This is a genomic window from Roseateles chitinivorans, assembly GCF_002761755.1.
GTDB lineage: Bacteria > Pseudomonadota > Gammaproteobacteria > Burkholderiales > Burkholderiaceae_C > Roseateles > Roseateles chitinivorans.
On sequence record NZ_PEOG01000056.1, the window covers coordinates 1 to 14,252 of the forward strand.

The 14,252-nt window shown below is 71.7% G+C and carries 11 protein-coding genes and 2 pseudogenes; 6 read left to right on the forward strand and 7 right to left on the reverse strand.

The window, feature by feature from the left end; genetic code table 11:
* The 5 genes from CS062_RS18525 to CS062_RS18545 all read left to right on the forward strand — a co-directional run.
* Positions 1-708, forward strand: a 708-nt coding sequence (locus CS062_RS18525) for a TolC family protein (RefSeq protein ID WP_099863048.1), incomplete at its 5' end; no start/stop codon positions are given.
* A gap of 18 nt (positions 709-726) precedes the next feature.
* A complete protein-coding gene (locus CS062_RS18530; protein ID WP_099863049.1) occupies positions 727-2,040 on the forward strand; it encodes an ABC transporter permease in 1,314 nt (437 codons plus the stop codon).
* Between the two features lie 32 nt (positions 2,041-2,072).
* Complete coding sequence (locus tag CS062_RS18535) at positions 2,073-3,305, forward strand: ABC transporter permease (RefSeq protein WP_099863050.1); 1,233 nt, start codon at positions 2,073-2,075, stop codon at positions 3,303-3,305.
* Positions 3,306-3,417: 112 nt separating this feature from the next.
* Complete coding sequence (locus CS062_RS18540) at positions 3,418-4,758, forward strand: sigma-54-dependent transcriptional regulator (RefSeq protein WP_099863051.1); 1,341 nt, start codon at positions 3,418-3,420, stop codon at positions 4,756-4,758.
* Between the two features lie 41 nt (positions 4,759-4,799).
* Positions 4,800-6,188: a sensor histidine kinase gene (locus CS062_RS18545; RefSeq protein ID WP_099863052.1), complete on the forward strand. Its 1,389-nt coding sequence runs from the start codon at positions 4,800-4,802 to the stop codon at positions 6,186-6,188.
* An 11-nt stretch (positions 6,189-6,199) separates the two neighbouring features.
* Here CS062_RS18545 and CS062_RS18550 read toward each other — a convergent pair whose 3' ends face one another.
* Positions 6,200-6,445 (reverse strand): DUF3297 family protein, encoded by a 246-nt coding sequence (locus CS062_RS18550; protein WP_091734035.1) that lies wholly within the window; start codon positions 6,443-6,445, stop codon positions 6,200-6,202.
* Between the two features lie 70 nt (positions 6,446-6,515).
* Here CS062_RS18550 and CS062_RS18555 point away from each other — a divergent pair, with 70 nt between their 5' ends.
* Positions 6,516-7,094: a DinB family protein gene (locus tag CS062_RS18555; RefSeq protein WP_099863053.1), complete on the forward strand. Its 579-nt coding sequence runs from the start codon at positions 6,516-6,518 to the stop codon at positions 7,092-7,094.
* A 41-nt stretch (positions 7,095-7,135) separates the two neighbouring features.
* Here CS062_RS18555 and CS062_RS18560 read toward each other — a convergent pair whose 3' ends face one another.
* From CS062_RS18560 to CS062_RS18585, 6 genes and pseudogenes are all read right to left on the reverse strand, one after another.
* Complete coding sequence (locus CS062_RS18560; RefSeq protein WP_099863054.1) at positions 7,136-7,384, reverse strand: hypothetical protein; 249 nt, start codon at positions 7,382-7,384, stop codon at positions 7,136-7,138.
* A gap of 228 nt (positions 7,385-7,612) precedes the next feature.
* Positions 7,613-7,960, reverse strand: a pseudogene (locus CS062_RS18565) (translation initiation factor Sui1); the annotation flags it as partial.
* A gap of 55 nt (positions 7,961-8,015) precedes the next feature.
* On the reverse strand, positions 8,016-10,304 hold the full coding sequence (locus CS062_RS18570; protein ID WP_099863056.1) for a S9 family peptidase: 2,289 nt from the start codon (positions 10,302-10,304) through the stop codon (positions 8,016-8,018).
* A gap of 322 nt (positions 10,305-10,626) precedes the next feature.
* A pseudogene (locus tag CS062_RS18575) lies at positions 10,627-11,533 on the reverse strand (tRNA dihydrouridine synthase); the annotation flags it as partial.
* A gap of 145 nt (positions 11,534-11,678) precedes the next feature.
* Entirely contained in the window at positions 11,679-12,218 is a 540-nt protein-coding gene (locus CS062_RS18580; protein WP_368372863.1) for a M48 metallopeptidase family protein, read from the reverse strand.
* Positions 12,219-12,225: 7 nt separating this feature from the next.
* Positions 12,226-14,157, reverse strand: coding sequence for a M3 family metallopeptidase (locus tag CS062_RS18585; protein WP_099863058.1), 1,932 nt, complete (start codon positions 14,155-14,157; stop codon positions 12,226-12,228).
* Between the last annotated feature and the right edge of the window lie 95 nt (positions 14,158-14,252).

Genomic DNA, 14,252 nt, shown 5'->3' on the forward strand with positions numbered 1-14,252 from the left:
ATGCCGATGGAGGTCTACGAACTCCGCGCCACGGGTGCCGACGGCCGCTACTGGTACTTCCCGACGACGACCGCCGCCAATGCGCAGTGGACCTATGTCGGCCCAGCGGTGACGAGCGCCGCGCACCTGCCGACGCTGAGCGCCGGCCTCGATGGCCAGCGGCTTTCCGGGCCGGCCGTCGCGCCGCAGGACACCGGCCGCTACACGACGACGATCGGGCTGAAGCTCACGATCCCGCTGTTCGCCGGCGGCGCGACCGAGTCGCAGAAGCGCCAGGCGATCTACCAGCGCGAGCAGCTGCGCGACGAGCTCGAAGGCGCGCGCCGCGCGATGACCCGCGAGACGCAGGCGCAGTACCAGGCGGTGCTGTCGGCGCTGAGCCAGATGCGCACCGCCGGCGCCGCGGTGCAGGCGGCGGAGAAGGCGCTGGCCTCCACCCGCAGCGGCCTGGACCTGGGCGCGCGCACGATGACCGACCTGCTGCTGGCCATCCAGACGCAGAGCAACGCCCGCAATGCCTGGGAGCAGGCCCGCCACCGCTACGTGCTGTCCAAGCTGCTGCTGCAGCAGGCGGCGGGCGCGCTCGGCGAGCCGCAACTGGCCGCCGTCAACACGCTGCTGGGTCCGGCGCCGGCCCCGGCCGCCGCGCCTTCGACCCTTCCCATGAACGCATCCATCACCGCCCCTGCCGCGCTCGCCGCGCGATGAGCTGAGAGAGGATCCCAGATGCTGACCTACTACCTCGAACTGGCCCTGCGCGCCTTCCGCAGCCATCGCGGCCTGACGGTGCTGATGCTGCTGTCGATCGCGATGGGCGTGGCCGCCTGCATGACGACCCTGACGGTGTTCCACGTGCTGTCGGGCGACCCGATCCCGCACAAGAGCGACCGGCTCTTCAACGTCCAGCTCGACGCCGAGACCCGACGCGACTGGAAGCCCGGCGACGAGCCCGAGCTGCAGCTCACCCGCTTCGATGCCGAGCAGCTGCTGCGCGCCAAGCGCGGCGTGCACCAGGTCATGATGACCGGCGCCTTCATCGCGATCGACCCGGCCGGCTCGGGCGATGCCGCGCAGCCGCCGTTCTTCACCGGCGGCCGCTGGACTTCGGCGGACTTCTTCGCGATGTTCGACGCGCCGTTCCGCTACGGCAACGGCTGGAGCGCCGCCGACGACACCGCCGAGGCCCGCGTCGCGGTGCTCTCGGCCGAGCTCAACGACCGGCTCTTCGGCGGCCAGGACAGCCGCGGCAAGACGGTGCGGCTGCGCGACAAGGACTTCACCGTGGTCGGCGTGCTCAAGCCGTGGCGACCGGCGCCGCACTACTTCGACCTGACGCTGGGCTCGTATGCCAAGCCGGCGGACGTCTACATCCCGCTGTCCACCTCGCTGACGCTGCGCTTCGGCGGTGCCGGCAACATGAACTGCTGGGGTCGCGCGGACGGCATCGATCCGCGCTCGCTCAACGCGCCCTGCGCCTGGCTGCAGTACTGGGTGCAGCTGGACACGCCCCAGCAGGTTGCCGACTACCGGACCTACCTGACGCAGTACTCCGACCAGCAGCGCGAGGCCGGCCGCTTCGAGCGGCCCGCCAATCCGCGCCTGACTGGCGTCATGCCGTGGCTGAGCCAGCGCAAGGTCGTGCCCAGCGACATCCAGCTGCAGGTCTGGCTGGCCTTCGGCTTCCTCGCCGTGTGCCTGACCAACACCGTGGGGCTGCTGCTGGCCAAGTGCCTGCGCCGCAGCGGCGAGATCGGCGTGCGCCGTGCGCTGGGTGCGCCACGGCGGCAGATCTTCCTGCAGTTCCTGGTCGAGGCCGGCACGCTGGGCCTGGTGGGCGGCGTGCTGGGCCTGGCGCTGACCTGGATCGGGCTGTGGGTGGTGCGGCAGAACCCGTCCGACTATGCCCAGCTGGCGCGGCTGGACTGGCAGATGCTGGCCACGACGCTGGGCGTCTCGCTGGCGGCCAGCGTGCTGGCGGGACTGCTGCCGGCCTGGCGCGCCTGCCAGATCACGCCCGCCATCCAGCTCAAGACCCAATGACCCGCTGACGCCGAGTCAAGGAGAACGCCGACATGGACATCCTGCCCATCCTCTCGACGCTGAAGCGTCACAAGACCGCCGCCGGGCTGATCGTGCTGCAGATCGCGCTGACCTGCGCGATCGTCTGCAACGCGCTGTTCCTGATCTTCCAGCGCGTCGAGCGCATCAACGCCCAGACCGGCGTCGACGAAGAGTCCCTGGTGACCTTCTCGCTGTCGAGCATGGCCCGCGTCGAGAACCCCGAGCCCCAGACCCAGGCCGACCTGGCCGCGCTGCGTCAGGTGCCCGGCGTGGCCTCGGTGACGCTGACCAACCAGTACCCGTACGGCCGCAGCTCCAACAACTCCGGCGTGCGGCTGACACCGGACACGACGCAGTCCAGCCGCGTCGTCGCCAGCCATTACACGACCGGCCCCGGCTTCATCGCCACGATGGGACTGAAGCTGGTCGAGGGCCGCGACTTCGAGGCCAACGAGTTCGTGCCCGGATCGACGCTGGACGCCAACCCCGATCCGCGCGTGCCGGCGGTGATCATCAACAAGACGATGGCCGAGCGGCTGTGGCCCGGCGAGTCGGCGCTCGGCAAGGCGATCTACGTCTATGGCAACGAGCCGCAGCGCGTCGTCGGCGTGGTGCGTGACCTGCCCTCGCCGAATCCCGGCTCGGAGGACGAGAACGCGCTGAACACGATGATGTTCCCGGTGCAGCCGAGCTTCCGCGGCGGCGGCTTCATGGTCCGCGTCGCGCCCGGGGCCGACCGCGAGGCGGTGCTCAAGGCGGCGACCGCCAAGCTGCTCGCCAACAGCCCGGGGCTGCGCCGCGTGATCCGGGACCAGGACACGCTGGTCAAGCTGCGCGCGGCCTACTACCGCCAGGACCGCTCGATGATCCAGCTGCTCGCCGGCGTGTGCATCGGGCTGCTGGTGGTGACGGCCTTCGGCATCGTCGGCCTGGCCAGCTTCTGGGTGCAGCAGCGCACGCGGATGATCGGCACGCGGCGCGCGCTGGGCGCCACGCGCGGCCAGATCCTGCGCTACTTCCAGACCGAGAACCTGCTGCTGTCCAGCGTCGGCATCGTGCTGGGCATGATCGGCGCCTACGGCATCAGCCTGTTGCTGATGAAGAACTACGAGCTGCCGCGGCTGCCCCTGATGTACCTGCCGATCGGCGCGCTGGTGCTGTGGACGCTGGGCCAGATCGCCGTGTTCGCGCCGGCGCGGCGGGCGGCGGCGCTGCCGCCGGTGGCGGCCCTGCGCGGCGGTTGAGCCGTCCTCGAGCGACGGCCGGGCGGCGCCGCGCGAGCGCGGCGCCCGACCGCCTCCCTGCCCCCCGGCGCGCCCCTGGCGCGCCGGCCTCCCTTGCTATGCTGCGCCACCCATGAGAACCGTCCTGATCATCGATGACCACGCCGGGGTCGGCGAGGCGCTGTCGCTGCTGCTCTCGCTGCACGACATCGAGGCCCTGTATGCCGCCTCGCCCGCCGAGGGTCTGGCGCTGCTGGCGCGTCGGCGCGTGGACCTGGTGATCCAGGACATGAATTTCAGCGCGGACACCACCTCGGGCGAGGAAGGCCGCGCGCTCTTCCAGCAGCTGCGCGAGCGCCATCCGGACCTGCCGATCATCCTGCTGACCGCCTGGACCCAGCTGGAGCAGGCGGTGGCGCTGGTCAAGGCCGGCGCGGCGGACTACCTGGCCAAGCCCTGGGACGATGCCAAGCTGCTGGCGACGGTGGAGAACCTGCTCGAGCTGGCCGAGAACGGCCGCGCGCTGCGCGAAAGCCGGCACGAGCAGCGCCAGCGCCGCGAGGAGCTGCGCCGGCGCTACCGGCTCGACGGCCTGGTCTTCGAATCCCCGGCGCTGCTGCGCTGCCTGGAGCTGGCCTGCCAGGTCGCCCGCTCGGCCGCGCCGGTGCTGGTCACCGGGCCGAACGGCAGCGGCAAGGAGCGCATCGCGGCGATCGTGCATGCCAACTCGGCGGTCGCCGGCGGGCCCTTCGTGGCGATCAACTGCGGCGCGCTGCCGGGCGAGCTGATCGAGGCCGAACTGTTCGGCGCCGAGAGCGGCGCCTACACCGGCGCGGCACGCACGCGCGAAGGCCGCTTCGAGACCGCCGACGGCGGCACCCTGTTCCTCGACGAGATCGGCAACCTGCCGCTGGCCGGCCAGGTCAAGCTGCTGCGGGTGCTGGAGACCGGTCGCTTCGAGCGGCTGGGCTCGAGCCGCACCCGCCAGACCGCGGTGCGGGTGATCTCGGCCACCAATGCCGACCTGCGCGCGATGGTGCGCGCCGGCACCTTCCGCGAGGACCTGTACTACCGGCTCAACGTCATCGAGGTCGCGCTGCCCGGCCTGGCCGAACGGCCGCAGGACATCCTGCCGCTGGCCGAGCATTTCCTGGCCGGCCGCGCGACGCTCAGCGACGCCGCGCGCGAGGCGCTGATGGCGCATCCCTGGCCGGGCAACGTCCGGGAGCTGAAGAACGCCATCGAGCGGGCCGCGCTGCTCGCGCCGGGCGATGTCATCGGCGAGCAGGACCTGGCGCTGCCGGCCGCGGCGCCGATGGCTTCGCGCAACCTGGACGAGCCGAGCCGGGAAGCGGTCGTCGCCGCGCTGGACGCGGCCGCCGGTGTCGTCAGCCGGGCCGCGCAATCGCTGGGGCTGTCGCGCCAGGCGCTGTACCGGCGCATGGAGCGCTACGGGCTGAGCGCCGATGCCTGAGGCCGCCGCGCCATCCGGCAGGAACGCGACGAGGACCGCGCATGCGCGAGCCTGATCCGCCGCGACGCGCGCGCTGGCACCGCTCGCTGCACCTGCGCCTGGCGCTCTGCCTGATCGCCGCGGCGGTCGCGGCGGTGTCCATCCACTTCACGCTGACCGGGTGGCCGGTGCCTCGGCTGATGGCCGCCTTCGGCCAGGAGGCGCTCGCCCCATGGAGCGTCAGCGCGCTGGCGCTGACCGGCGCGCTGATGCTGCCGATCGCCTGGGGGCTGGCCAGCCTGCTGCTGATGCCGCTGTCGCGGCTGCTGCGGGCACTGGAGAGCACCGTGCTGAGCTACCGCGACGGCGAGTTCGGCAGCGCGATCGCGGCCGATCCGCCGGGCGGGCTCTCGGAACTGTCCAGCCTGATGCGGCTGCACAGCGAGCTCGGCCAGGCCCTGCGCGAGCAGCGCCAGCACCTGGCGCAACGCGAACTGCTGCTCGACACGGTGGTGCAGAACACGCCGGTGGCGCTGGTGCTGACCGATGCGCGGGAGCGCATCGCCTACGCCAACATTGCCGCGCGCCAGTTGATGGACCGCGGCCGCAGCCTTGCCGGCCGCGACCTCGACGAGGTGCTCGCGCAGGCGCCGGACGACTTGCGGCAGGCCTTCGCCGGCGCGCAGGACGGGCTGTTCAGCGTCGTGCTCGACGGCGAGGAGGAGCGCTTCCATCTGTCGATGCGCGACTTCCGGCTGCAGGGACAACCGCATCGGCTGCGGCTGCTGCGGCGGATGACGCGCGAGCTGTCGCGCCAGGAGGTGGCGAGCTGGAAGCGGGTGATCCGGGTGATCAGCCATGAGCTGAACAACTCGCTGGCGCCGATCTCGTCGCTGGCCCACAGCGGCGCGGAGCTGGCGCGGCGCGGCATGCACGAGCGGGTGCCCGGCGTCTTCGCCAGCATCGGCGACCGGGCCCAGCACCTGCACCAGTTCCTGGCCGGCTATGCGCGTTTCGCGAAGCTGCCCGCGCCGGTGCTGGCGCCGGTCGAGTGGTCGTCCTTCATCGAGTCGCTGGCGGCGCACTATCCCTTCACGCTGAGCGGCGAGTTGCCGGCGGCGCCGGGCCGCTTCGACGCGGCGCAGATGGCGCAGGCACTGATCAACCTGCTGAAGAACGCGCACGAGTCCGGCAGCGCGCCGGAGGGCGTCTGCCTGAGCGTCGGCGCGCCGCGCGAGGACTGGCGCATCGAGGTCGGGGATCGCGGACCGGGCATGACCGAGACGCAGCTGTCGCAGGCGCTGCTGCCGTTCTACTCGACCAAGCGCAGCGGCAGCGGCCTGGGCCTGGCGCTGGCGCGCGAGATCGCCGAGGCGCATGGCGGCCGGATCGCGATGGGCAACCGCGACGGCGGCGGCCTGTGGGTGGCGATCAGCTGGCCGCGGTCATGACCGCGGCGACCTCACTTGTAGAAGGCTTCGACCTTGCCCTTGAGCTTGATCATCAGCGGTTGGCCCTTGCGGTCCAGCGTGCGGCCGGCGGGGACCTTGATCCAGCCTTCGGAGATGCAGTACTCCTCGACGTCCTTGCGTTCCTTGCCGTTGAAGAGGATGCCGATGTCGTGCTCGAACACGGCGGCGACGTAGTGCTTGCTGCGCGGGTCGATGGACAGGTGGTCGGGCAGTTCGGGGCGGGTGGTGTCGCTCATGGCGGGGTCATGCAGGGGGAAACCGAAAACGCGGCATTGTCCCGCAGACGGACGCCCTAACATCGGCCGCATGCCCACCATCGCCAACTCCGGTTTGTCGAGCGCGCCGACCTCGTCGATCGCCTCCCCCTTCCCCGCATCCGCTGTCGACGCCGTGACCCTGGCCGCGCTGGCGGCCTTCCCGGCGCAGCTGGCCGCGCACTTCGCGCTGTTCCCGGTCGAAGCTCGGCACTGGGCGCCGCCGTCCTGGGACGGCGTGCCGAGCGAGCCGCTGACGGCGATCGAGCAGCTCTGCCATGTCCGCGACATCGAGATCGACGGCTACCAGCAGCGCATCCGCCGCACGCTGGGCGAGGACGATCCGCTGCTGCCCTCGCTGGACACCGAAGCGCTGGCGCGCGAGCGTCGCTACGGCGAGGACGATCCGGCCGCCGCGCTGGCCGCCGTCGCGCAGGCGCGCCGAGAGACGCTGGCGATGTTGGCGGCGATCACGCCGGAGCAGCTCCGGCGCCGCGCGCGCTTCGAGGGTTACGGCCCGCTGACCTTCAAGTCGCTGATCCATTACCTGTGCAGCCACGACCAGCAGCACCTCGCGGGACTGCAGTGGGTGCTGGGACAGTACGACGCCGCGCAGGGCTCCGCGCGCTGACGCGGGTCAGTGGTGGCCGGACCGCGGGGACCGACGGTCCGTCAGTCGTCGCAGCGCTGAACCACCGGCGTCGCGTACTCGTGGCCGACGACGGCGCGCGCGAACAGGTAGTTCTCGCGGGCCTGCTCGCTGAGCTGATCCAGGGTGACCTCGCCCCGCTCGTCGCAGGGGAAGCACAGGCCGCGGCCCGCATGGAACAGCGATTCGAAGCGCAGCAGATAGCGGCCCTGGCCGACACCGACGCGGACGGAAGACTGGCGCTGGAGCGCGCCGAACTGGGAGGGACTCATGGACGGACTCCGCGGCCCGCGGGGAGGTCGGGCCGGACGATCCAACCTTAGGCCGCCGGGCGCCGGCCCGTGCGTGCATACGTCGCGGACGGCGCGAATGTTTCGAATGTTCCCCTCGGTCGCGTGCGGTCCTGGACGCCTGTAGAAGACGGATCGACCGGCACGGCGATCAGCGCCCTTTCACCGGAACGCCACCAGCACGCGGTGGCACACGCTGAGCTGGCGGGCCTAACCGCCCGCCTTCTTCGGCGCGAACCCCGCCTGCGTCAGCCAGGCGATCACCTTCTCCAGGTGATCGCCCTGGATCTCGATCGTGCCCTCCTTGACGGTGCCCCCGCTGCCGCAGGCCGCCTTGAGCTTCTTGGCGGTGTCGGTCAGTTCCGCCGCGGTCATCGGCAGGCCCAGCACCACCGTCACGCCCTTGCCCTTGCGACCCGCGGTCTCGCGCCGCACCCGCACCTTGCCGTCGCCCAGCACGGCCGAGGCCGCCTGCGCCTTGCACCGGCAGTCGGCCTGCGCCTGCCGGCATTGCGGGCAGATCCGCCCGCTGTCCGTCGAATAGACCAGCGCCATCGCTCGCTCCTGTTGTCCTGTCCGTCGCCCTGTCCGTTGCCCTCGCCCGCGCCGGCGCTCAGCGCGCCAGCGTCCGCGCGAAGAAGGCGTCGATCGTCCGGTACAGATGCAGCTTCGCGCTGCGCCCGGCGATGCCGTGCGCCTTGCCCGGATAGATCATCAGCTCGAAGGGTCGCGCATCGTTCTGCAGCGCCTCGGTCAGGCGCAGCGTGTGCTCGAACAGCACGTTGTCGTCGGCCGTGCCGTGCACGATGAGCAGCGGCTTGGTCAGCAGCTTCGCCCGGGCCACCAGGTTGGCCTGGCGGTACGGCGCGGTCTCGCCGCCCTTGCCGTCCTGCGGCATGCCCAGGTAGCGCTCGGTGTAGGCGGTGTCGTAGAGCGTCCAGTCGGTCGGCGGCGCGACCGCCACCGCGGCGGCCAGCGGGGTGTCGGCGTCCAGCATCGCGCGCTCCGCCAGGAAGCCGCCGTAGGACCAGCCGAAGAAGCCGATCCGCTTCGCATCCACACCCGCCACCTGCTTCGGCAATTGACGCACCGCCGCGAACAGGTCGCCGACGTCCACCTCGCCGAACGCATGCCGATGCGCGCGCGTGAACTCGCGGTCGCGGTTCTGCATGCCCCGCGTGTCCAGCGTGAACACGCCGTAGCCGCGCCGCTGCCAATAGGCGATCAGGGCGGTGTCGCGGCTCCAGTTCCAGTTGGTCGTCGACGTGCCCGGACCGCCGTAGGCCATCGCAATCACCGGATGCGGACCGGTCCGGCCGTCCAGCGGCGCGAAGTAGAGCGCGTTCAGCGGCGTGCGTCCGTCAGCGGCGGTGATGTCCACCACCTGGGGCACCGGCACGATGCGCGGCAGCAGCGGATCCGGTGCATCGCCCGGCAGCGCCACCGGCGGCGCGCCCGGCCGCACCGCCTGCAGCGACAGCGCCGGCGGCTCGCCCCAGGCGCCGCGCGTGACCAGCAGCTGGCGGCAGTCGCCGTCGCCGCGCGCATCGCGCCATTGACGCGGTTGAGCGCCATCCAGCGCACGCCGCGTGCCGTCCAGGTCGATCGCGAAGAGCTCGCGCGAGCGGCCGCGGTCGCGGGCCGCCGCGTAGACCACCGTCTTGCCGTCGCTGCACACGCGGTGGGCGACCGGCTCCGGCTCGTTCGTCAGCGCACGACGCTCGCCGGTGCGGCGATCCACCAGGACCAGCTGCCGGCGGCCCGAGGCTTCACTCGACCACAGCAGCGCCGGCTGGCCCGAGAGCTGCAGGCCGTCGATCTCGAGCAGATCGTCATGCACTTCGACCCAGGCCGGATCGCGCTCGTCGATCACCGTGCGACCGGGGCCGGCGCCGTGGGCGTACTCGGTCAGCGCCAGCTTGCGTTGATCGCGGGTCAGCGTCTGCAGCCACGGCGTGCCGTCGCCGAACCAGCCGGCCCGCGCCACGTATTCCGCATCCATCGGCAGCGGCAGCGGCGTCATGCGGCCGTCGGCCACCTGCAACGTCCATGCGGTCACGCGAGCGTTCTGCTCGCCGGCGCCCGGATAGCGCTGCTGCGTCATCGTCGTGCGGTCGGCGAAGATCTGCGCCCGCGTCTTCACCGGCACCGCGCTCTCGTCGACATTCAGCGCCAGCAGCTGCCGACCGTCCGGCGACCACCAGTAGCCGCGCTGGCGGCTCAACTCCTCCGCCGCGATGAACTCGGCCAGGCCCCAGAAGCGGGTCTCGGTCGCGCCCTGCGTCAGCGCACGCGCGTCGCCGCCGTCCAGCGGCTGCACCCACAGCTCGCCGCCCTTCACGTAGGCGATGCGACTGCCGTCGGGCGAGCAGGTCGGGTCCTGCTCCGGCACCTGCTCGTCGCTCGTCAGGCGCTGAGCCTTCGGCCCCTGGTCGGTGAGGCGCACCAGGTACAGGTCGCCCGACAGCGGGAACAGCAGCGCCTTGCCCGACGGGCCGCACCACTGGTAGCCGGTGATGCCGCCCTGCGAGATCCGCTTGCGCTCCAGCGCCATGCGCTCCGCCTCGGTCAGCTGCTGGCTGCGGCCCCCCAGCACCTCCGTGGCCGACACCAGCTTGCGAGGCGCGCCGCCGGCCGCCGGCTGCGCCCACAGCTCGAGCTGGTCGCTGTCGGCCTCGGACGGGCGCAGGTAGCTGACCCAGGCGCCATCGGGCGAGATCTCGGCCTGGCGCACCAGCCGGCCCTGCAGCGGCGGATCGCCGAAGACCCGTTCCAGCGTGAGCGGGGTCACGCCCTTGTCCTTCGCCGTCGTGGCGGGCGCGGTCGAGGCGGCATCGGCGAACACCGGCGCCAATGCGGCGGCGAGCGCCAGCAGGCGCGTGGTCAGCAGGGAAGCGGTCATGCGGCGATCAGCGTGTCGCTGTCTTGTCGTTGATCGGAATCGGTGGGGCGGTCCGCCCTGGCACGGCCGGCGGCATCGGCAGAACCGGCGGCTGCGGCGATATCGGCGTCATTGGCGGCCACAGGCGCATCTCCGGCAATGACGACGTTGCGCCCGGGGGAGGCATCGAGGTTGTCGTCCGCCTCGCAGGCGGAGAAGGCGTCGACCAGCTCGTCCTCATCGCCGGCCTCAGGCGGTGGCGCCTTGGGATCGAGCGCGTCGCCGAAGAGCGCCAGCGCCAGCTGGTCCGGCGCATTGATCGTGCGCACGCGCTGGTAGGTGTCCTCGGCTTCGGGATACCGGCGCCGCAGATAGTGCAGCCACTGCTTGAGCCGGCCGGCCTGATGGCGCGTCGCGACCTTGCGACGCACCTGCGCGAAGAAGCCCGCCATCAGCGGCAGCATCTCGGTCCATGGCAGCGTGCCGACCGTCGCCGTGTCCGCCGTGTCCGCCGGGCCGGAGGTGCCGGTGCCGGTCCCGGTGCCGGTGCCGAGCACCGCGCGCAACGCCAGCGCCAGACCGGGATCGGCCACCATGCCGCGACCGAGCATCAGCGAGGTGCAACCCGATTCGCGCAGGCAGCGCAGCGCGTCCTCCACGGTCCACACCTCGCCGTTGGCGACGACGCTGATCGCCACGGCCTCTCGCACGACGGCGATCTGATCCCAGTAGGCCGGCGGCTTGTAGCCGTCGCGCTTGGTGCGGCCATGCACCACCAGCTCGGACGCACCCGCCGCCTCGATCGCGCGGGCGCAGTCGAGCATGCGCTCGCGGTCCTCGTTGCCGAGCCGCATCTTGGCCGACACCGGCAGATGCGCCGGCACGGCGCGACGCACCGCGGCGACGATTTCGCCGACGAGTTCGGGCTCGTCCAGCAGCACCGCGCCGCCGCGATGACGGTTCACCGTCTTGGCGGGGCAGCCGAAGTTCAGGTCGATGCCTTCCGGATCCAGCTCTGCCAGGCGCGCGGCGTTCTCGGCCAGGCACTGCGGATCCGAGCCCAGCAGCTGCGCCCGCACCGGCACGCCGGCGCGCGTGCGTCCCCCGTTCAGCAGCTCGGGCACGATGCGGGTGAACACGCGGCGCGGCAGCAGCTGATCGGTGACGCGGATGAACTCGGAGACGCAGCGGTCCACGCCACCGACACGGGTCAGCGTGTCGCGCAGCATGTGGTCCAGCAGGCCCTCCATGGGCGCCAGCAGAATCATCGGAAGCAAGGGGGATCCGCCGTGCTCGTGGCGCCGCGGACCGGGGTCTGGAAAGGCCGAGAGCATAGCGGAAGCGCCTGTTCCAGGGCCTCTGCGCCTACCGCCAGGGCCTCCACCATGGTGGACCTCACTGGTTGTCCGCGTCGCCCCCGGCGCCGGACGCCCCGCGCTGCTTCGCCAGCGCCTCGTCGCGGTCGCGCACGCTCAGCCACAGCCGCACGTCGAATTCCAGCTGCGCGTACGCCGGCTCCATGTGGTGGCACAGCGCGTAGAAGGCCTTGTCGTGCTCAAGCTCCTTCAGGTGCGCCAGCTCATGCACGACGATCATCCGCAGGAACTCCGCCGGCGCCTCGCGGAACAGCGTCGCGACCCGGATCTCGCGGCGGGTCTTGAGCCGGTTGCCCTGCACCACCGCCTGGCGCGTGTGCGTGCCCAGCGCATGCTGGATGACCTTGAGCCTGGCGTCGTAGGCCACCAGCGCCAGCGGTCCAGCGTTGCGCATGAAGCGCTGCTTCAAGGCCTGGGTGTAGTCGAACAGCGCCTTGTCGCTGCGGACCTCATGCGGCTCCGGATACTTGCGCGCCAGCAGCGGGCCGAGCTCGCCCGCGTCCAGCAACTGCCGCGCCTGCGCCACCAGCGCCGGCGAATAGCCCTGCAGGTACTTCACCGCGCCGTCACTGCGTCGCCGCGGCCGGCGCGCCATAGTGCGCGCCGATCCACTGCTCGAAGCGGTCGAACATCGCGCGCTCCGCCGCATCGCCGCCATCGCCGTTGTCGGCGAGCACCTCCGCCCCATGGACCACCATCACCCGCGCCTGCAGCGGCGGGCCGTCGTCGGTGCGCGCGCCGCGGCGCTCGGCCGCCTCGAGCTGGTCGAGCGCCTTCGCCCAGGCCTGTTCCACCGTCTCGTCGCAGGCCTCGGCCAGGTAGCGCGCCGAGAAGCCCTCGCCGGTCAGCTTGCGCAGCGTCTGGTCATGGGTGAGGCTGTTGCCCGGCGCCCAGTACGCCTCGGCCAGGGCGGGGCCGATCGCCGGGTTGTCGGTCAGGTAGCCGTCGCGGCGCAGGAAGAAGGCCCGCGTCTGGTAGACGGCCATGTGGGCGAGCAGGTAGCCCTGGTAGGACGCGGCGGACTCCTGGTTGAGCAGGTGCGGGATCGCCAGGATCGGCCGCGGCGCGCGGTCCACGCCCTGGATGCGCCGCTCCGTCGCGCGCGCCAGCGCCAGCACCGCCTCGGGCGTGCGCTCGGCATCGGGCATCGCGTACAGCGCCGCCTCGAAATACGCCACCACCGCGATGGCGCGCTCGTCGAAGGCGCGCATCGGCTGCGTCGCGGCGATGCGCTCATGGATCAGCTTGTCGGGCATCTGCGCGCCATCGACGGTCCGCGCGTAGCGCTTGAGCCAGTCCGCGTCGCCCAGCAGGCTGTCACAGAACATCGACTGCGTCTCGGCATAGGCCATCGAGGTCGGCGCGAACTCCTGCGAGAAGCACGGCGCGTTCTGCGTCACGTTGGCGAAGTGCGCCGCATGGCCGCCTTCATGGAACAGCGTCACCAGCCCGCGCGCGCCGCTGCCGATCTGGTCAGGCTTGGCCTCGGCGGTGAAGTTGATCTCGCCAGCGTGCCAGCGTCCCTGCTCGTCGAACCAGGTCGGCAACGGGCCATGGCAGAAGCCGTTCTGGTACTTGCCCGGCCGCTGCAGCAGGTCCAGCCGCATCGTCGCGCCGCGGTACTGGATGCCCAGGCGGCGGAAGCTCTGCACCCAGCGGCGCAGCGCCGGGCCGAACGGCAGGTAGGGATCCAGGCGCCGGGTCACGTCGCCAGCGCTGTGGAAGCGCAGGTTCCAGGGCTCCAGGGCCGAGGGGCCATGGCGCGCCACGAGCCCGTCGAGCGCGCGCGCCTGCGCCGCCTCGGTCCGCGCGACGAAGTCGTCGAGGATGCCGAACAGCTCCGCCTTGGTCATGCGCTCGTTCTTGCGCAGCTTCATCTCGAAGTAGTCGCTGAAGCCCAGCGCACGCGCCAGCCGATTGCGCAGCGCGACGATCTCCAGGAAGCCGTTGTCCAGCACCCAGCGCTCCACCGCGGCCAGCCCGTCGTAGGAACTGCGCCGGCGCGACTCGTCCGGATTCGTCGACGCATTGGTCGACAGCATCGTCAGCGTCGCGGCCTCGGTCTCGCCGCGGTCGTTGACATGGGTCGGCGCGAAGTCCTTGCGCTTGGCGAAGAGGATGCGCTCGGCCTCGATCAGCTCCGTCATCAGGCGCCGGCCTTCGTCGTTGTCGATGATGTTGGCCTCGAACACGCCCAGCCAGCCGCGCAGCCCATGCGCCAGCGCCTTCGCCGCCCCGGCGTCCGGCGTGGCCGCGAGCACCGCATCGACCGCCGCCAGGTGCGCACGCGTCGCGGCCAGGCGATCGGAGTCGGCGATGAAGGCCTTGTAGTCGGTCTCCGCGCGGCCGAAGCCCTCGTGGTCGTCGCTGGTCGCCATGTAGGTGGACCAGAACAGGTCTTCCTTGCGCTTGTGCACCGCGACATAGTCGCGATTGAGCTGGTCGAAGAAGGCCTGGGCGGCCTGGACGGCCGGCGTGGGATGCGAGGTGTCGGGCATCGGCGCAGCTTAGCGCAGGGCATCATGGCGCCCATGAGTCACGCCCCTGACGCCGCCGGGGACTCCGGCCACCGCCCCGCCGCTTCCCCCGACGT